The following is a 17977-nucleotide window of genomic DNA, read 5'->3' as shown; positions in this document are numbered from 1 at the left end:
ACACAATAAAGGGCCGTTTTTATTTCTTCTCCGCCGCGATAAACGGTTCAGGGTTGTTTTGCGAAGCCTTCCCACCCCAGGCCGCCACCAAGTAGTGCCAGTTACGCTTTTCACTACGGGTGGAGAAATGGGGATTCCGGCCGGCAAGGTAGACCCTCAGCGCCGAAAACTTTTTCCGTTCGGCCAGAGACTGCGCGTAGGCAAGCTGCATACCCGGCGAGTTCATCACGCCCTGCCGCTGAAGGTCAAGAATGCGGCGGTCACGCCCGAGATGAAGTAAAATAGCAAACCACTGCTGGTACTGCTCATCGTTCAAGGTCGCCAGCCTGTCATGCAGTGCAAACCCGCGGTCGGCCATTTGCCATTGTTGCAGGGAGATAGCGCGCTGGGTCAGATTATTGAGCAATGCCTTCCCCCCAGGCGAAACACGGAACGGCTCGTCATTCAGCTGTGTCAGCGCAAGATCCAGCTCCCCAAGGTTTACGGCGTAATGGCCAACCTCCTGTCGGCAGGCCTCGGACGGGGACAGATTGCACTCTTCTGCCATCCTGAGCAATTGCTCCCGACGGATGACATTTTTAGCAGGCTGTGGAATTGCGTCCAGCGCAGCCCGAACCTGTATATTCCCCGGCGTCTTACGAAGCTGCTGGCTTAACAGCTCCCTCGCCTTATCATCGTGTTGAAAATGTCGCCAGGCGTCGGCCAGCAAGAGCGTCAAGGGAAGACTGTTCGGGGCAAGCTGATGGGCGTGCTGGAAGCTGCCGATAGCCCGTTGTTCATCGTTTGCTTTAAGCGCTTTTTGTGCCCGTTCGAGATGCGGATAGACCCTGAAGTAACGATAATCGCTCAGCCCCAGCGCCTCTTCCGGACCTTCCTCTGTTGCCAGAGCATAACAGGCCAACGCCAGGCTGCACGCCAGCAAGGCCAGCACCCTCAGGCATAAACTCATGCTATTTCTCCGGCCAGGCTGGAGATTTGCAGGCGACTCAGCCCCGCTTTTTGCATCAGCCAGCTTAGCGACGGCTGCAGTTTCTGCTGCTGCGCCAGGGCGTGATCGATCGCCGGCTGATCGACCACCTGCTCCTGGACCAGAAATTCACCAAAAAGCATCTCTGTATGTTCATAGCGCAGCAGCGCTGCATTCAGCACGGTTTTATGCAGATAGTTTTCGGCCACCAGGATCTCCGCGAACAGGATTTGGCCGGAGACATACTCGCCCCAGAGCGCCTCAGCCTGCTGCGGTCTGAGCAGGCCCGCCGCCGCTGCGCGGGAAAGTAAAGCATGCTGCTGATATTTTTGCGTCTCGCCGTACCAGCGCCTGAGCCCCACAACGACCTCTCCCAGCGGCACGACAACATAGCGTACGCGGCGACCGACCTTACGCGCCAGCGCCGCCAGCGAAACCGGATCTATGGGACTTTCGCTGGCAAAGACCAGCGCGGCGGGCTCTTCACGCAGTGGCAACACCGCATAGTGCCGGGCAACGCCTGCCGGCACGGCTTGAACCAGCCGTTTATCAAGACAGCGGCAGTCAATGCGCTCCATCGGCACGCCCGCCTGCTCGGCCAGAGCCTCGGCAAGCTGCAGCGTATTGATTATGCCGCTCCTGACCAGGCTGCCGCCGAGTCTTACTCCAGTAATACGGTGCTGCACGGCTTCTTCAAGCTGCGCCTGACTAATCATGTTACGTGCCAGCAGAATCTCGCCCAAGGGACGGAAATACGGGCTGTACGTCGTTTTGCGCTGGAAATCGCGCACCGTTTCATCCGCTTCAACGCGGCCCGCATCGTCCTGCTGGACTCCCCAGCGCATCGCCCGACAGTTAGCCGTAAAATTGATCAGGCTGCTCCATAACAAACGCGGAACGCACATCATCCCCTGCCAAAACCCGTAATAGCCGCAGGCAAAGATAACGCGTTGCGCAATTCGGTTTAGCAGCAGACAGAGATCGAGCCATAGCAGCACGCTCAGCCAGGACGCACAGTAGAATAGAGGTAAAAACTGCCAGGCATCCTCCACGGCTTGCTGGTAAACCCACAGCGAGCCGAGCTGGAGAGCGATCAGCAGAGCAGTAAAAGCAACTATATTGACAAGCCCGCCCTTTATGTCGCGCCAGAGAAAATAGTTCACTGCCCAGCTCGCGCTTCGGCGGCGGTTTATGAAGCTCTGGTAGACAACGCCGATTATCCAACGCGATTTTTTCCGCACCGCTGCGCCAAAGGTGTCAGGGAAATATTCACGCACGCAAATCCACCTGGCGGCACTCTGGCGTCGGCTAAAATCGCCCACCGTATAGCGGCAGAAAGTCTCCCTCATGCCTTTTTGGTGCAGACGGAGCCCGAGGTCGTAATCTTCAGCGAAGTTTTGCGCATTGAAAGCAATGCCGTCTCCGTCAGACAACAGCGTCAATAGAGCGCGACGGCTGAAACAGGTGCCTGCGCCAAAGCCGGAGACTTGCCCGGCCAGCGCCTCTCTTACCGGGAGTTCTTTACCATAGTATTCAGACAACTCATCCCCATAGCTCAGGCTGGTAAAGTGCTTCCAGCTACGCTCCAGCGGATAGACCGGCAGCTGAATCAGGTCATTACGATCGATAAGGTAGTTGAACAGACGCAGCTCAAGAGGCGAAATACGATCTTCCGCTTCATGAAGAATAACGCCGGAAAAGCTAAAACAGGCGTCGCGTTCAAACTGCAAGATGGCGTTAAGCAGGGTATTCAGGCAGTCTGCTTTGCTGGCCGGTCCCGGGCCAGCGCAGACGACTTTATGTACGTTAGGAAATCGCGCGCAAACCTCGTCGATGTCGCATTCGGTAGCAGGGTCGTTGGGAAAGGCGCTGACAAAAATATGGTAATTCTCGTAGTCGAGCGTCCCGCCTAAAAGGCTTGCCATTTTGCCCGGCGCGCCGGCCTCAAAACGGCTGGGGACCATAATCGCCAGCGGCTTTTCCTGCAGCTGATAAAGCACCCTGTCGCTGATATGAGTGCGATGACGGCTGGCAGTGCAGGTCAGCCACAGGCGGCGAAACCAGTAGACAGTATCGATGAAAAGATCATCTATCCCGTTGATGAAAATGAGAATAATCAACCCTGCCGTGATGACTTTTAGCCCATAAAGATAGCCAGAAAAGTAATCTACCCACCCGTCCATACCTCACTCCAGAGGTTAGCGATCGCCAAAGATGCCGCGCGTTAACCGTCAGTGACACCACAATGTTACCGGTATCATAAGGGAGGAAAGAAGGGTCATAAAGTAGATTATTTTATTTAATTTATAACAAGACAATTTATAAACTACCTATTAACCAACAAACCAGTGAAACAATCGATAGTTAACAATTAATAAAGGTTATAAACATGGAGCTCCGAGCGTGAGCCCTTTTTGCGTCTTCGCCTTTCGAAAACATCGCAGCCAGGTCAAAATAGCGTTCCGCAACTGCCACTCCTCACTGGACAAAACCGATATGACCTACAGCTGGCTAATTCTCGCCATCGTTGCCGAAGTGATTGCTACTACGGCTTTAAAACTTTCAGATGGCTTCAGCCGCCTGTGGCCCAGCGTCGCCACTATCCTGTTTTATGGCGTTGCTTTTTATGCGCTGTCGATCACTATGCGCACCATCCCTACCGGCATTATCTATGCTATCTGGTCCGGCGCCGGGATCGTATTAATCGGTTTGATTGGCTGACTTTTCATGGGGCAGAAGCTTGACTGGCCAGCGCTGGCGGGCATGGGGCTGATTATTCTTGGCGTGCTGGTGATTAACCTCTTCTCCAAATCCGTTGCTCATTAATGCAGAGCGGGCTGCCTCAATAAAGCAGCCCGCGCCTGTTAATTCTGTTCCGCTACCATAATGGCCATCGTCTCCGGCTCCAGCGCCTGAAAGATATGCGGCTGATCCGCCGGATAACAAATATAGTCCCCAACGGCCAACTCTTCAGCCGACCCGGTTAGCCCGACAAGCGCTCTCCCCTGAGTAACAATCATATGCTCCACCGATCCCGGTGGATGAGGCTCCGAAAGACGTGGCGAGCCCGGCTGCGCTTCCAGCAGATAAATGTCCCGCCGCACGCCCGGAGGACTGGTAGCCAGCAAAATGGCGACATAGTTGGCCTGCTCGGCAGAAATGCGGCTCCCTTCCCCACGGCGAATAATCTGCGTTCTTGCGCTTTGCGGCTCCAGCAGCGTGGCAAAGGGAATATTCAACGCCACGCACAGCGCCCAGAGCGTCTCCAGACTGGGATTACCGTTCCCGGCCTCCAGCTGCGAAAGCGTGGATTTTGCGATGCCTGCCCGGCGGGCCACCTCGGCCAGCGACAGCCCGGTTCGCCCGCGCTCCCGCACCAGGCTACGGGCGATAGTCTCTATTGGCTGTGTCATTAAACCACCCTTCGTTCGATAAAATGAACGTTTCGTTCACTTGATAAGATAGCCGATTGCGGTCATTATAATGGAGATTTCGTTCGATATGGAAACCATTCAATGATTCGCGAACATCTTCGCTCCCTTCCCGGGGACACCATAAAGGCTACTTTCCTGGTCTGCCTCGCCGTTGGCGTCGTCGGCGTTTCCTATGGCTCGCTTGCGATGGCCTACGGTTTTCCCCTCTGGCTGCCGGTGCTGGCCTCATTTGTTGTGCTGGCGGGCGCATCTGAATTTATGTTTATCGGCATTATTGCCAGCGGCGGTAATCCTTTTGCGGCCGCGATGGCCGGCCTGCTGGTTAACGCCAGGCACATCCCGTTTGGCGTCGCGGTAAGGGAGCTGGTGGGAACACGCCTGCTAAGCGCCCTGGGCTGCCACATTATGAATGACGAAAGCGTGGTCTTCGGCCTGTCTCAGCCGACGGCTGAAACACGCAAAGCTGCCTACTGGGTCTGCGGCGTGGGCGTGGCGCTTTTCTGGCCAGCGGGAACCCTGCTCGGGGCGGCGGTAGGTAGCCTGCTGCCTTCCCCGGAGGTCATAGGCCTGGATGCGGTTTTCCCGGCGATTCTGCTGGCGCTGGTTATTCCGGCCTTTAAAAGTCGCACCACCCTGATTCGCGCTTCTACAGGCGCCGCTATTTCACTGGCCGCCACGCCTTTCACACCCGTCGGGCTACCGGTGCTGCTTTCGATGTTTGGCCTGCTGGCGAGGAAAAAATAATGACAAATACGCTGACTGTTCTTGCCGGGCTGGCCGTTCTCTCCGTGGGCACCTGGCTTATGCGCTTTAGCGGCGCGAAGCTAGGCAACAAGATGGCGCTTTCCGAACGTTCGCAGAAGCTGCTTAACGACGGAGCAACGACGCTGCTGTTTTCGGTGGCGCTGGCGACCACGTTTTTTGAAGGCTCCCATTTCGCCGGTTACGCCAGGTTCGCAGGCGTTGCCGTAGCGGTCTTCCTCGCATGGCGTAAGGTGCCGCTGATCTTTGTGATCATTGCCGCCGCGCTGGTGACCGCGCTCCTTCGTGTGGCCGGTATTCACTGATGGGCTGCCGCTTTTGCGCGGCCCTCCGCATATCCTGCTTTAACCAAAGCGCAACAAAACGCTTTCCTTGCCCGTTTTTACCTTGCTGACAAACCTTTAAATCACTTTTGATTCGCCGAATAGTTTCACTCTGGAATTATCGCTAGAGTAGCCAGGTTCCGTGCAGATGATGCCTCTCTTCCCGTGGGGAGAGAGGGAAAACAAACGCGGAGAAAGCAGCCCCTTACTCCTGAAGAAAAAGCACCCACGAGGCGTGGCAGATGGTAATAAGAAAACGACTGAACATTATCCTGTTATTAATTGTTACCGCGCTCTTCTCCGGCCAGACCCTGGCCGGGCGACATGGGCACGAATACCTGGTGGTGAAAGATATGGATATCCAGCTTAGCCACCAGGCAGACAGCGATGAACTTCGCCAGACGGCAGAAGATTCCGCTGATGATTTTCGTGAACACCACCTTGCGGCCACCCACAGACGGCCAGCCACCTATTTGCGTTAAGCCGATTTTCAACAATCGATAGTAGATTTTCTTCGTTCTCATCCTTTATTGCCTGAGTTGTTATGAGTTTCAGGGCGCTCCGGGCGCCGCTAACCACCAGACAATAAAGGATAACACCATGCCATCATCACCTCGCCAGACCGCTATCGCTCGCGGGCTGGCATTAGCAGCCGCCTTTGCTGCTTTCAGCACCAGCGCCGCCCCCGTAAAAGGCGGCGAATTGGTCTACCTGGAACAACAGGCCCACACCAACCTTTATCCGCCGGCCGGTGGTTTTTACCCTAACGGCGGGATCCTTAATCAAATCACCGATAAGCTGACCTGGCAGAACCCGAAAACGCTGGAGGTAGAGCCCTGGATTGCCGAATCCTGGTCCAGCAATGCGGATAAAACTGAATATACCTTCAAGCTCCGTCCGGGCGTGACCTTTTCCGATGGCACCCCGCTGGATGCCAATGCGGTAGCCAAAAACTTCGATACCTACGGACTGGGCAATAAGGCCCTGCGGCTGCCGGTTTCCGAAGTCATCAACAACTACGACCACAGCGAGGTCGTCGATCCGCTGACGGTGAAGTTCTTCTTTAAAAAACCGTCGCCGGGCTTTTTACAGGGCACCGCCACCATCGGTTCCGGCCTGGTTTCCCTGAAAACGCTGTCGCGCACGTTTGATGAGCTGGGCGATGCCCGCAATATCATCGGCTCCGGGCCGTTTGTTGTGCAGAACGAGACGCTGGGCCGAGAGGTCGATTTGGCGGCGCGTAAGGATTATCAGTGGGGGCCGAAAAACAGCCCACAGCAGGGGCCGGCAAATCTCGACGGGATTAAAATTCTGGTCACGCCTGAAGACAGCGTGCGCATTGGCGCCCTGCTCGCAGGCCAGGCTGACTTTATTCGCCAGGTACAGGCGTACGACGAGAAGCAGGCCACCGATCAGAAATTCCCTGTTTATGCCGCCCCTACTCGCGGCGTGAATGACGGCATTGCGCTACGTCCGGATAACCCGCTGGTGGCCGACGTCAAAGTTCGCCAGGCGCTGCTGCACGGCACCAATCCTAAACAGGTTGTCGATACTCTCTTTTCCGCTAACTATCCGGTTGCGACTTCGGTGATTGCCAGCACCGCCGCCGGGTACGTTGACCTGCGCGATAAGCTGAAATATGACCCGGCGCTGGCAAATAAGCTGCTTGATGAAGCCGGCTGGAAAAAAGGCAGCAACGGCATTCGCGAGAAGGACGGCAAACCGCTGGCGTTAACCATCTATGAGTCCCTGCCGCAGCCGCAGAACAAAGAGGTTTTACAGCTGGTTGCCCAGCAGTGGAAGCAAATTGGCGTTGGTTTGAGCGTTCGTGCCGGAGACGCCGGTAGCCGCGTTCTCGATACCAATAATCCGCAAAAAACCGGGGTTAACGTCATCGAAGTTGGCCGTGCCGATCCTGACGTCATTAAAAGTCAGTTCCACCCGGCGAATCGCGATGCCCTGCTGCAAAAAGGCGGCCTCAGCGCTACCTCACAGTTTAGCGATGACAAGCTGAACGCTCTGCTGGTCGGGATTTCGTCAGAGGTCGATCCGCAAAAACGCCTCGCCCTGGCGGGGGATGCTCAGCGTTACCTTATCGATCAGGCCTACGTGATCCCGATTTTCGAAGAGCCGCAGGTCTTTGCGGGAGCGCCATGGCTGAAGGGCGTGGCCTTTGAAGCCGTGGGACGCCCGTCGTTCTATGCCGCCTGGCTTGAAAAACACTAAGGGGCAACCATGACACGTTATCTGGCCGGGCGCGCTGCCCAGGCATTGCTGGTACTGTGGGCGGCCTATAGCGTGTCGTTCATTCTTCTGCAGCTGCTGCCGGGAGATGCCATCCTGATCAAATTCCAGAACCCGGACCTTGGGCTCAGCGCGGAGCAGATTCAGGAAATGCGCGTTATCTACGGAGAAAACACCCCGCTCTGGCAGCAATATCTGACGACGCTGGCCCACATGCTGCGCGGTGATTTTGGTTATTCCATTGAAGCGGGTGTTTCAGTGAGCCAGCTGATTGCGGCTAATCTGCCTGCGACGCTTCGCTTAGCCGGACTGGGTTTTGCCACCGCAATCCTCCTCGCAGTCGGTATCTCTGCAGCCTCCACGCTCGCGCCGCTGCGCGGGCTGAGAACGCTGTTTGCTAACCTTCCCGCGCTGTTTATCGCCGTACCCACCTTCTGGCTCGGCATTGCGCTGATCCAGCTGTTCTCTTTCCAGTGGCGGTTGATACCGGTAATTAACCCTGGTTTCTGGCAGGGGCTGATTTTGCCGGTCGCCACGCTCGCGGTGCCGATTAGCGCCCCGCTTGCGCAGCTGCTGATGCGTAATATTGATCAAGTGCTGACCCAGCCTTATGTCGCCGTTGCCCGCGCAAAAGGCGGCAGCCGCGCCGGCGTTCTTTGGCGACACGTTGCCCGCAACGCGCTGTTGCCCGTTCTGACCGTCGCCGGTCTGCTGCTTGGCGAACTGATTGCCGGGGCGCTGATCACCGAAACCGTCTTTGGCCTCAACGGTCTTGGCCAACTGACGCAGCGGGCGGTCAATAACCAGGACGTTGCCGTGCTGCAGGCGGTGGTGATGATTTCTGCCCTGAGCTTCGTTGTCATCAACCTGCTGGTGGATGTTATCTATCCTCTGCTCGATCCGCGCCTTAAGTCCATCCGGAGAGCTACCGCATGACTACCGTTGATATAAATACCCCGCTGCCGCGCCGAACGGTGCGCCGCTTTTCCAGCCTTCGCCTGCCCCGCCAGCCCGGCCTGTGGCTGGCCTGGTTAACGCTCGTGATTGTCGCACTTTGGGCGCTGTTTCCGGCGCTGTTTACCTCATGGAGCCCGACAGAAGGTGTTGCGGGCGCGCAGCGCCTTGCCCCTCAGGCCGGACACTGGCTCGGCACCGACCAGCTGGGGCGCGATCTCTACGCACGTATTGTCTGGGGAGCCTCCCACTCGCTTTCAGGGGCGCTGGTAGCCGTTACGCTTGGCCTGATCGTCGGCACCGCGCTCGGCGTACTGGCCGGCGCCACCGGCGGCAAGACCGAGAGCACATTAATGCGCAGCATCGATGTCCTTCTCGCTATGCCCGGTCTGCTGCTATCGCTGAGCGTCATTATTCTGCTCGGATTCGGGACGGTGAATGCGGCAATCGCCGTTGGGATTACGTCTATCGCTAACTTTACCCGGCTGGCTCGTGCGGAAGTCGTCCGCATTCGCCACAGCGACTATGTTGAAGCCGCCGTCGGCAGCGGCGGCACCTTCCTGCAGGTGCTGTGGCGCCATATTTTGCCCAATGCCCTGACCTCGGTCTTTGCCTTTGCCGCGCTGCAGTTTGGCACCGCCATTCTTGCGCTCTCCACCCTGAGCTTCCTGGGGTATGGCACCCCACCGCCGACGCCGGAATGGGGCCTGCTGATTGCCGAAGGCCGTAACTATCTGGCGACGGCGTGGTGGCTATCCACATTCCCAGGCGTTGTCGTCGTCGCCGTCGTGCTTGCCGTTAACCGCCTGAGCCACCATTTTTCCCGGAGATCGTCATGAGTACACCGCTGCTAAAAATCACCGATTTGAGCATCGCCTGGCGCCAGCGCGGCGGCAGCAAGCGCGTGGTGCACGACGTCTCCTTTAGCCTGAACGCAGGCGAAGTGCTGGCGATCGTTGGCGAGTCTGGCTCAGGAAAAACGACCCTGGCCCAGTCGATCATTGGGCTGCTGGGCGAAAATGGCATTATCGAATCCGGTGAAATCCAGCTGAACGGCGAGCCTATAAGCCGCTGGTCTGAACGTCAGCTTGACGCTCTACGCGGGGCAAGCATCAGCCTGATCCCACAGGATCCGGGCAGCTCGCTAAATCCGGTAAAAACCATCGGCCAGCAGGTTGCCGAGGTGCTGAAACTTCACACTCGCCTCCCTAAAGCCGAGCGGGAAAGCCAGGTCGTTGCCCTGCTGGAAAAAGTCGGCCTTAGCCACCCGGCACAGCGGGCCGGCCAGTACCCGCATCAGCTTTCCGGCGGGATGAAGCAGCGCGTGTTAATCGCCATGGCCATCGCCCTGAAACCCGCGCTGATTATCGCCGATGAACCTACCAGCGCGCTGGATGTGACGGTACAGAAACGAATTCTTGACCTGCTCGATACCCTGCGCCGCGAATCCGGCACGGCGGTGCTGTTTGTCACCCACGATCTGGCGCTCGCAGCCCAGCGATCCGACCGCATTCTGGTATTCCGCGACGGCCGAATCCAGGAGTCTGGCCCCACCGCTGATGTCGTGAGGCAGCCTAAAAATCCGTATACCCGCCAGCTGTTTGCCGATGCGCCGGGCCTGTCGCGGACATTACGACCCTGGCCGCTACGCGCCCCGCAAACCGCCGCGATTGAGATCCGTAACCTCAGCCAGCATTTTTCGCTAGGCAAAGAGAGCGGCCAGACGTTACGGGCTCTGGACGATGTTTCCTTTACCGTTGCCAGAGGCACCACTCACGCGCTGGTTGGCGAATCCGGCTCGGGCAAATCAACGCTGGCTCGCATCCTGCTTGGCTTCCAGAAGCCGGACAGCGGCAAAGTGCTGATTGACGGCATCGATACCACCAACCTCAGCCCGGAAGCCAGACGCCAGCTCAGGCAGAAAATTCAGCTGGTTTACCAGAACCCCTTTGCCTCGCTGGATCCGAGCCAGACGCTGTTCCGCATTATCGAGGAGCCACTTCTTAACTTCGGTAAGCTGTCGAAGGCAGAGCGGCGCAACAAAGTAGAAGCGATTACCGAGCGTGTGGCGCTTCCGCTTGAGGCGCTCACCCGCAAGCCCCGAGAACTCTCCGGCGGACAGCGCCAGCGCGTCGCCATCGCCCGCGCCCTGATCCTCGACCCGCAAATCCTGGTGCTGGATGAAGCCACCTCGGCGCTCGACGTGACGGTGCAGGCGCAAATCCTGCGCCTGCTGGAGGATTTGCAGCAGCAGTTTGGCCTGACTTACCTGTTTATTTCTCACGATCTCGCCACCGTGCGTCAGCTTGCTCACAGCGTATCCGTCCTGCGAGCCGGTGAACTGGTAGATAACGGCCCGATTGCCGACGTATTTAATGCTCCGGCCAGCGATTACACCTGGCAGTTGTTGAACGCTATTCCCGATATCGGCCCCGGCCATAAGGACGTTGCATGACCATTAAACGACTGGGCTTTTTTACCCGCCTGCTTGACCACGCCCCTGCCGCCGAACGCTACCGTCTGGCGACGGAGCAAATCATTCACGCCGAGTGGCACGGCTTCGACGCTGCCTGGGTCGCTCAGCACCATTTTCACGAGGCCGAAGGCGGCCTGCCCGCCCCGCTGGTGTTTTTAAGCCACGTGGCGGCGCATACCCGGCGAATACGCCTTGGCACAGGAATTATTACCCTGCCGATGGAGTCGGCGCTGCGTGTCGCCGAAGATGCCGTGGTGCTGGATCTGCTTAGCGGCGGGCGCTTTGAGCTTGGCGTGGGTTCTGGAGGCACGCCGGGATCTTTCCCGGCATTCGGGCTACAAAGTACCGACAGAGGCAAGATTTACGCCGAAAACCTCTCGCTGCTGCGTTCGGCCCTGGCTGACGAGCCGCTGTCGGGAACGGATAACCATCTTTATCCCGCCTCCCCGCAGCTAAAAAACCGTATCTGGCAGGCAACCTTTTCCGTTGATGGCGGTGCGCGGGCCGGCAAAGCGGGTGACGGGCTGATGCTCTCCCGCACCCAGCCTCGCCCGGCCGACGCGCTTGATACCCCGCTGGATGTTCTTCAAAACCCGATCGTCGATGCCTATCTGGACGCTCTGCCGGAGGGCGTTGAGCCACGTATTCTGGGATCGAGAACCGGCTTTGTTACCGATGATGGCGAGCTGGCACGGCAATTAGCCGCAAGGGGATTGCGCCAGCAGGCGGAACAACACCGGGCGCAGGGGCACCCCGTTTTGGGAGACACGCTCGATCACCACATTGCCGCCTTTGATGTTCACCTTGGCACGCCCCAGCAGGTTATTGCGTCACTCTCACAAGACAGTACGCTGCACCGCGTGACGGATCTTTCGTTCCAGGTTCACTCCATTGATCCCCCGCACGCTTACATTTTGCGTTCCATCGAACTGCTGGCGCAGCAGGTTGCCCCGGCGCTCGGCTGTGTTCGCAGCAGCGTCCGCCCAACCACTTCGTCGTCACTCTCTAAGGAGTCATCATGAGTCAGCAGGATCTGCTTAATCAGCTAGCAGAAATTATCCCCGGGACCTCGCTTGCAGAGGCGCGCGAAATTCGTAAAGCCGCAACATCCCACGCGCAGGGAAGCTATGAAGCCCTTTTCGGAGAGTTGAGTACCAGCGGCCTGACGCTGGCGGAGCGTCTGCATCTGGCCAGGCATGTCGCTGAGTGGCACGAGGATGCGCGGCTGATTAGCCACTACGAGCAAAGCGTGGCGGGAAAAGCCGTCAGCGAACGTTTTAGCCAGCTGCTCAATCATGCAGAAAAGCTGAGTTTCCAACCGGTACAGGCTGGCCCGCAGGACGTAAAATCGCTGATTCAGGCCGGGTTTAGCGAGGAAGAAATAGTTACACTGTCACAAATTATCGGCTTTGTCGCCTTCCAGAGCCGGCTTTTACGCGGCCTGCGGCTGATTGGCAGCAAACCCGTTGACGGTGAACAGGTGCGCATTCCTCCCGCCGGAGAGTGGCACAGACAGCCGCAGACCCACAGCGGCAAACCTGCCCCACAGGCCTTCACCCAGGCAGAACTTCACTGGGAGCCGTGGATAGCCGCCCTGCCTTACGCTGAGTACAGCCCCGACCAGCAGGAGACGCTAAAGCGATTTGGCCATCAGGACTCCGATTATTTCCGCCTTCTGGGACGCAACCTGCCGGCGCTCGAGCAGCGCACTCTCACCGATAAGGGCATTTTCTACACGCCGGGTGGCCTACCGCGTGCCGAACGTGAGCTTGCCGCCACGGTCGCCAGTAAGGTAAACGGGTGTATTTATTGCGCTTCGGTTCACGCTCGTAAAGCCAGCCAGCTCTCTAAAAATAACGAAGCGATTGAGCGCCTGCTTGCCATCGAGCCAGGCAGCGCACTCAGTGACGGCCAGTCTCCTCGCTGGCAGGCGGAAATTAACTTTTCGGCTGCCCTTTCAGCCACGCCGGCAAGCGCCAGTGCTCAACAGATCGCTGCGCTGAGAGAGCTTGGCGCCAGCGAGCTTGAACTGCTGGATCTGGTGCAGTCCACCGCCTTTTTCGCCTGGGCCAACCGCCTTATGCTGACGCTGGGCGAGCCTTATAACTGACCATAGTTGGTGATACACATCAAAAGCGGGCGGGTGAAGCGTTTCATCCGCCCGTCCATTCGTGACACTGTCACGAGAATGCCTTCATCTTCTGCCTGCCCCGTCATTTTACTGTTTTTTGTACAATACAAGTTCAAAAAGACGCCATCAGATCAATATTCGCGCAACGCCTCGTACATATTTAATTAATATTTACCACATCAAAAAATATAATTTACGCTAAACGTAAAACATAACAACAGCAGGTAAATAAGCATTTCCGTCAGAAAAGACGCTGGCAGCATAAAATCAGCTGGCGATATTTTTTACTTCAAAATAAACAGTGATATACTCCTGACTGGATACTGTCCACATACCTAATAAAAATCACGTTTAACGTGCCTTGATGTCTGATTTGGCACTCTTTTTTACAGGGCTCGCCCCTGTAGCTGAATACCGAGAAAATAATATGAAGCAACATCAACTCCAGACCACTATCGCAAGATACAGTCAGCAAATAAATACGCACCCTTGTTTTCGGGAAGCTATGCAGCATCATTATGATTCCCTGATGGTCACCTATAAAAAACAACCCCTGTTTTATAAAACTATTCTGCAAAGCTCCCGTTTTCATGTGGTGCTGGCGCTGCTCTGTTTTCACTATAGCGATCGCCGCGCGGTGCTCGCAGACATTAAAGAGTTTTGCGTAACAAAGGGGCTCACCAGCCTCAACACCGTGAACTCTCTGGTCACGCTGCTGCGCATTACCGGCAGAATGACGCTGGAAAAAAGCGAGGACGATCGCCGGGTACTGCTGTACAAGCCCAGCGTGAAAGGCCTCAATGAAACCCGCAGCTACATGCAGATATCTATTCCTTCATTGAAACTTTTACTGCCGGATGATGCCCTTTCGTTTCATGCCCTGGAGGATGAAAATAGGTTCGCTGAGTTTTTCCACCGAAGCGCCAGCCTGCTCTTTGACGAAGTCATTTTAAGCCGCATTGTCCCCTACAGCGCCATCTTCGTTGATAAAGATGCCGGCCATATCATTATGCTGAGGATATACCTGCAGGCCAGAAAGGATGAGCGTGGCCGTTGGTGGCTAAAACCTAATTATAATAAAACGTCAAAAGAGCTTTCTGTTTCGAGAATGCATCTGAGACGAATTGTTAATTGCGGTATCATGGCAGGGTTATTTAGCGAAGATAATGAAGGGACGCTGGAAATTCATCCCCGCTTTATGGATATGACAGAGTCCTATTTCGGCTTTTATTTTTCATTTATCCTCTACGGCCTGAATATAGATCCGACGAACCTCTGAATATGAAAAGGCCGGCAGCGCCGGCCTTTTCTTTTTTGTTACCGCTCTCTTAGCGCTTCTTTAGCTTTATTTAATGGCTTCAGCAGATAGTCGAGTATAGATTTGCTGCCGGTTTTAATATCCACAGTGGCAATCATCCCCGGGAAGATGGGGAACGTTTTACCTTCCCTGTTCTCCAGCTGGCTGATGTCGGTGCGGATATAAACCCGGTAATAGTAGACATCACGTTTGACTTCATCCTGCAGGGTGTCGGGAGAAATGGTGGTGACCACGCCCTTCAGCCCACCATAAATGGAGTAATCGTAGGCGGTGATTTTCACCAGCGCGTTTTGCCCCGGATGGATGAACGCTACGTCGCGCGGCGAGATTTTTGCCTCAATCAGCATCTGGTCATCAAGCGGTACGAGGGTCATCAGCTTGCCATTGGGCGGGATAACGCCGCCAACGGTAGTGACTTCGATCCCTTTCACAATGGCCCTTACCGGTGCGGTAAATTTCAGGCGGGTTAAGGAGTCTTCCCGACCGCGCATTACCGAACGCTGGGTTTCAATTTCCTCGTTGGTTTTCGCCAGCTCTTCACGCGCACGCACGTAATACTGGTTCTGCATTTCGGTGATTTTGTTTTCCAGCTCATTTTTTTGCCGCTGCAGGCGAAGCACTTCTACACTGCTTGCCGCGCCCTGTTTCACCAGCGGCAGCGTCATTGCCAGCTCGCGCTGCACGAGAGAGATGGCCTCTCTCAGGCCAGCAACCCCTTTTTCAAGGCTGCTGCGGCGCGAGTTATAGAGTGCCGTTTCCTGGCGGACAAGGTCGCCATCGCCGGGCAACAAATCGGGGAAAGCCAGCGGCGTTGCGCTGACCTCCGCCTTCAGGCGGGCAGCCGTCGCCATCGCAGCATGCAGGCGCGATTCACTCTCCTGGACGCCAGACTCGGTTTTGGTGCGATCCAGCTGCGCCAGTACCTGGCCCTTCTCAACGATGTCCCCCTCACGTACATCCAGCTTGTAGAGGATCCCGCCTTCCAGAGACTGAATCACCTGCTCGCGCGACGACGGGACGACTTTACCAGCCCCCGTTGTCACCTCATCCAGGGTGAAGAAGTTCGCCCAAAGAACAAAAGCTAACAGCATCAGGCCAAGCGCCCAGGCCACCAGGCTTGCCCGAGGCAGCGCGGGCTCCTTCAGGCGGCTGTTGTAGCGCGTGATGTCGTTCATGCCCGACCCTCCGTGGTATTTGCAGGTTTCAGGGTGGCGGTTCTGTGCGGTACGGCCTGCTTCTCCATCATCCCGTGCTGCTGCAAAATTTTATCTCTTGGACCATCCATGACGATGCGGCCGTTATCCAGCACGATGATGCGGTTCACCAGCTGCAGGATCGGCATTCGGTGCGTGGCGACCACCAGAGTACGGTTGCCCAGCCACGGCGCAAGATTGGCGATAAGCTGCTGCTCGCTGACCTCATCCAGCCAGGCCGTAGGTTCATCCAGCAGCAGGATCTGGGGCTGCAGGATAAGCGTACGCGCCAGCAGCAGCGCCTGCCGCTGGCCGCCGGAAAGTCCTGCTCCCCCTTCGGTAATCAGGTAGTTGAGGCCATTCTTCTGCTTCTGAACAAAACCCAGCGCGCCGCTCAGGACCAGGGCGCGGTGAATCTCTTCGTCGCTGGCCAGCGGGCGGCCCATCGTCAGGTTATCGCGAACAGAACCGAAGAACAGGCGAGCCTGTTGGCTCAGGAGGTTCATATCACGGCGGAGATCGGCGGTGTCGATCTGACCCAGACTGATATCGTCGAGAAGGATCTGTCCATGCTGCGGCGTTTGCATTCCCGCCAGCAGCTGTAAGAGCGTGCTTTTACCGGAGCCGTTACGTCCCAGCACCGCAATTTTCTCCCCGGCCGTAATGGTCAACCGGGCAATATCCAGATCGTTAACCTTCTCTTCTTCATCGTAGTAAAAAGCCGCGTAGTTAAGCTGGTAGTTTCCCTGCAGGTGAGCTTTATGCACTTTTCGGCCCTGCTCCGGGTCATCCAGCGGGCGCTGCATCAGGTCATCCAGCCCTTTACGCGCCACCTTTGCCTGCTGCCAGCGGGACAGTACGCCAGAGATTTGCGCCAGCGGCGCGATGGTCCGGGAGGCAAGGATCGAGGTCCCGACCAGCGCCCCGGTGGTCATATCACCGTTAATCACCAGGTAACACCCTACGAGCAGCACGACGGCATAGACGATTGACTGAACTTCCTGGGTCCAGGTCATCAGCAAACTGGTCAGCCAGCGCTGCTTCATTCCTATGGCCGCGGCGACGTCGTTAGTGTTGTTCCACTGGTTCTGGAACCGCTGCTCGGCCCGGAGCAGCTTGATGTCCTCGATGGACTGAACGGCCTCCACCAGGGTGGCGTTGCGGATAGCCGACTCGCGCATGCCCTCGTTCGAGAGGTGCGCCAGCGGCCGCTGCACCAGCAGGCCGGGGATCAGCAGCAGCGGAATGGCCAGCAGCACAACAAACACCAGCGGACCGCCGATCAGCCAGAGGATAAAGACAAACAGCAGGAAGAACGGGATATCCGATACGGTGCCAATGGTGGTTGAGGTGATCAGCTCACGCACCGACTCGAGCTCGCGGATCTGTGAGATAAACGAGCCTGTCGATTTTGGCCGGGCGTTATTCTTGATGCGCAGCGCTCTGGCAAAAACCCGGTCGGATATGCGTAAGTCTGCCCGTTTCCCGACCACATCGGCAATGTGGACGCGCAGCATACGCATGGTAAATTCAAAGAGAATAGCCAGCATCACGCCGCCAAAAAGCACCCACAGCGTGGGCACCGACTGCGAAGGCACTACCCGGTCGTACACCTGCATGGAGAAGAGCATACCGGCCAGCGCCAGCACGTTAGCCGCCATCGCCACCAGCATGATATCGCCGTAGCGTTTCCAGTCCTTCAGGGCCAGCGTCCAGAACCAGTTCTTTTGATATGGCCTGACGTAGTCGTCCACTCGCGCATCGGGAATCGAATTAAGCGGACGCAGAAGAAACAGCCCCTTGAGCCTTTGGGCCAGCGCTTCACGGCTGACCACGGTTTCCAGCCCTCCGTCTCCGCTCAGCTGTATGCTTAGCTGTCCGTGATTATCCATATGGGTCAGCACCGCCATTTGGCCATCATTGAGCTCGGCAACCAGCGGTAACCGCCACGGATCGATCAATGAGACATCTGCCGGCGCGCTGCGCAGCGCTAATCCGAGCTGGCGTGCCATATCTTCCAGCACCAGAAGATGAGGACTCTGGCTCTCCTGATTAATCACCACACGCACGTGTTCTTCGGAAAAATCGAGCCGGTAGTGGCGCGCTACGGACAGCATGGCCTGCAGCCAGGGTTCATAGCGGGTATGCGTTGAAGTCATTGTGTTTCACGTCCTG

15 protein-coding genes and 1 pseudogene are annotated in these 17977 nt (G+C 56.9%); 11 read left to right on the top strand and 5 right to left on the bottom strand.

Translation table 11 applies throughout. From position 1 onward, the window contains the following. Positions 1 to 19: 19 nt before the first annotated feature. Positions 20 to 949, bottom strand: a complete 930-nt coding sequence (locus tag EL098_RS10690; protein ID WP_197718552.1) for a tetratricopeptide repeat protein — start codon at positions 947 to 949, stop codon at positions 20 to 22. Beyond that, positions 946 to 3150, bottom strand: coding sequence for a phage adsorption protein NrfB (locus EL098_RS10685; protein ID WP_126356195.1), 2205 nt, complete (start codon positions 3148 to 3150; stop codon positions 946 to 948). Before EL098_RS10685 ends, EL098_RS10690 begins: the two co-directional genes overlap by 4 nt. Before the next feature lie 313 nt (positions 3151 to 3463). Here EL098_RS10685 and EL098_RS10680 point away from each other — a divergent pair. Beyond that, positions 3464 to 3793: pseudogene (locus tag EL098_RS10680) on the top strand (SMR family transporter). A gap of 38 nt (positions 3794 to 3831) precedes the next feature. On the opposite strand, the gene EL098_RS10675 reads toward EL098_RS10680, so the two are convergent. Next, positions 3832 to 4380 (bottom strand): helix-turn-helix domain-containing protein, encoded by a 549-nt coding sequence (locus tag EL098_RS10675; RefSeq protein WP_126356194.1) that lies wholly within the window; start codon positions 4378 to 4380, stop codon positions 3832 to 3834. 102 nt (positions 4381 to 4482) lie between these two features. On the opposite strand from EL098_RS10675, the gene EL098_RS10670 reads away from it, so the two are divergent. The 10 genes from EL098_RS10670 (at position 4483) to EL098_RS10625 (ending at position 14570) form a co-directional block, all read left to right on the top strand. Further along, on the top strand, positions 4483 to 5145 hold the full coding sequence (locus EL098_RS10670) for an AzlC family ABC transporter permease (protein ID WP_408609115.1): 663 nt from the start codon (positions 4483 to 4485) through the stop codon (positions 5143 to 5145). Continuing rightward, entirely contained in the window at positions 5145 to 5468 is a 324-nt protein-coding gene (locus EL098_RS10665) for an AzlD domain-containing protein (RefSeq protein WP_126356193.1), read from the top strand. Before EL098_RS10670 ends, EL098_RS10665 begins: the two co-directional genes overlap by 1 nt. Positions 5469 to 5728: 260 nt before the next feature. Then, complete coding sequence (locus EL098_RS10660) at positions 5729 to 5968, top strand: DUF2554 family protein (protein ID WP_126356192.1); 240 nt, start codon at positions 5729 to 5731, stop codon at positions 5966 to 5968. Positions 5969 to 6086: 118 nt separating this feature from the next. Beyond that, positions 6087 to 7712 carry a TIGR04028 family ABC transporter substrate-binding protein gene (locus EL098_RS10655; RefSeq protein ID WP_126356191.1) on the top strand — a complete coding sequence of 542 codons (1626 nt, stop codon included), beginning with the start codon at positions 6087 to 6089 and terminating at the stop codon, positions 7710 to 7712. Between the two features lie 9 nt (positions 7713 to 7721). Next, a complete protein-coding gene (locus EL098_RS10650; RefSeq protein WP_126356190.1) occupies positions 7722 to 8666 on the top strand; it encodes an ABC transporter permease in 945 nt (314 codons plus the stop codon). Next, positions 8663 to 9523 (top strand): ABC transporter permease, encoded by an 861-nt coding sequence (locus EL098_RS10645; protein ID WP_126356189.1) that lies wholly within the window; start codon positions 8663 to 8665, stop codon positions 9521 to 9523. The genes EL098_RS10650 and EL098_RS10645 overlap by 4 nt, the downstream gene beginning before the upstream one ends. After that, the gene (locus EL098_RS10640; RefSeq protein WP_126356188.1) at positions 9520 to 11139 is read left to right on the top strand and encodes a dipeptide ABC transporter ATP-binding protein; all 1620 of its coding nucleotides are present in this window, start codon (positions 9520 to 9522) and stop codon (positions 11137 to 11139) included. The genes EL098_RS10645 and EL098_RS10640 overlap by 4 nt, the downstream gene beginning before the upstream one ends. Next, positions 11136 to 12182, top strand: a complete 1047-nt coding sequence (locus tag EL098_RS10635; protein ID WP_126356187.1) for a putative FMN-dependent luciferase-like monooxygenase — start codon at positions 11136 to 11138, stop codon at positions 12180 to 12182. The genes EL098_RS10640 and EL098_RS10635 overlap by 4 nt, the downstream gene beginning before the upstream one ends. Beyond that, positions 12176 to 13270, top strand: coding sequence for an alkylhydroperoxidase domain protein (locus EL098_RS10630; protein ID WP_408609126.1), 1095 nt, complete (start codon positions 12176 to 12178; stop codon positions 13268 to 13270). The genes EL098_RS10635 and EL098_RS10630 overlap by 7 nt, the downstream gene beginning before the upstream one ends. Before the next feature lie 385 nt (positions 13271 to 13655). After that, on the top strand, positions 13656 to 14570 hold the full coding sequence (locus EL098_RS10625; protein ID WP_232012400.1) for a hypothetical protein: 915 nt from the start codon (positions 13656 to 13658) through the stop codon (positions 14568 to 14570). Between the two features lie 38 nt (positions 14571 to 14608). On the opposite strand, the gene EL098_RS10620 is transcribed toward EL098_RS10625, so the two are convergent. Together EL098_RS10620 and EL098_RS10615 are read right to left on the bottom strand one after the other, a co-directional pair. Then, entirely contained in the window at positions 14609 to 15784 is a 1176-nt protein-coding gene (locus tag EL098_RS10620) for an HlyD family type I secretion periplasmic adaptor subunit (protein WP_126356185.1), read from the bottom strand. Next, positions 15781 to 17961, bottom strand: coding sequence for a type I secretion system permease/ATPase (locus EL098_RS10615; protein WP_126356184.1), 2181 nt, complete (start codon positions 17959 to 17961; stop codon positions 15781 to 15783). The genes EL098_RS10620 and EL098_RS10615 overlap by 4 nt, the downstream gene beginning before the upstream one ends. Positions 17962 to 17977: the final 16 nt, after the last annotated feature.

This window comes from Cedecea lapagei, from assembly GCF_900635955.1.
In the GTDB taxonomy this organism is placed as follows: domain Bacteria; phylum Pseudomonadota; class Gammaproteobacteria; order Enterobacterales; family Enterobacteriaceae; genus Cedecea; species Cedecea lapagei.
The sequence above is the reverse complement of the archived record's forward strand: the minus strand, read 5'-3'. Positions and strand labels throughout refer to the sequence as shown.

What these genes read in the sequence shown, in the direction of transcription:
- EL098_RS10660 (WP_126356192.1), top strand. Translation starts at nt 5,729, where the DNA reads ATGGTAATAAGAAAACGACTGAACATTATCCTGTTATTAATTGTTACC.
- EL098_RS10655 (WP_126356191.1), top strand. Translation starts at nt 6,087, where the DNA reads ATGCCATCATCACCTCGCCAGACCGCTATCGCTCGCGGGCTGGCATTA.
- EL098_RS10635 (WP_126356187.1), top strand. Translation starts at nt 11,136, where the DNA reads ATGACCATTAAACGACTGGGCTTTTTTACCCGCCTGCTTGACCACGCC.
- EL098_RS10625 (WP_232012400.1), top strand. Translation starts at nt 13,656, where the DNA reads ATGTCTGATTTGGCACTCTTTTTTACAGGGCTCGCCCCTGTAGCTGAA.
- EL098_RS10645 (WP_126356189.1), top strand. Translation starts at nt 8,663, where the DNA reads ATGACTACCGTTGATATAAATACCCCGCTGCCGCGCCGAACGGTGCGC.
- EL098_RS10690 (WP_197718552.1), bottom strand. Translation starts at nt 949, where the DNA reads ATGAGTTTATGCCTGAGGGTGCTGGCCTTGCTGGCGTGCAGCCTGGCG.
- EL098_RS10650 (WP_126356190.1), top strand. Translation starts at nt 7,722, where the DNA reads ATGACACGTTATCTGGCCGGGCGCGCTGCCCAGGCATTGCTGGTACTG.
- EL098_RS10685 (WP_126356195.1), bottom strand. Translation starts at nt 3,150, where the DNA reads ATGGACGGGTGGGTAGATTACTTTTCTGGCTATCTTTATGGGCTAAAA.
- EL098_RS10670 (WP_408609115.1), top strand. Translation starts at nt 4,483, where the DNA reads ATGATTCGCGAACATCTTCGCTCCCTTCCCGGGGACACCATAAAGGCT.
- EL098_RS10665 (WP_126356193.1), top strand. Translation starts at nt 5,145, where the DNA reads ATGACAAATACGCTGACTGTTCTTGCCGGGCTGGCCGTTCTCTCCGTG.
- EL098_RS10675 (WP_126356194.1), bottom strand. Translation starts at nt 4,380, where the DNA reads ATGACACAGCCAATAGAGACTATCGCCCGTAGCCTGGTGCGGGAGCGC.
- EL098_RS10620 (WP_126356185.1), bottom strand. Translation starts at nt 15,784, where the DNA reads ATGAACGACATCACGCGCTACAACAGCCGCCTGAAGGAGCCCGCGCTG.
- EL098_RS10640 (WP_126356188.1), top strand. Translation starts at nt 9,520, where the DNA reads ATGAGTACACCGCTGCTAAAAATCACCGATTTGAGCATCGCCTGGCGC.
- EL098_RS10615 (WP_126356184.1), bottom strand. Translation starts at nt 17,961, where the DNA reads ATGACTTCAACGCATACCCGCTATGAACCCTGGCTGCAGGCCATGCTG.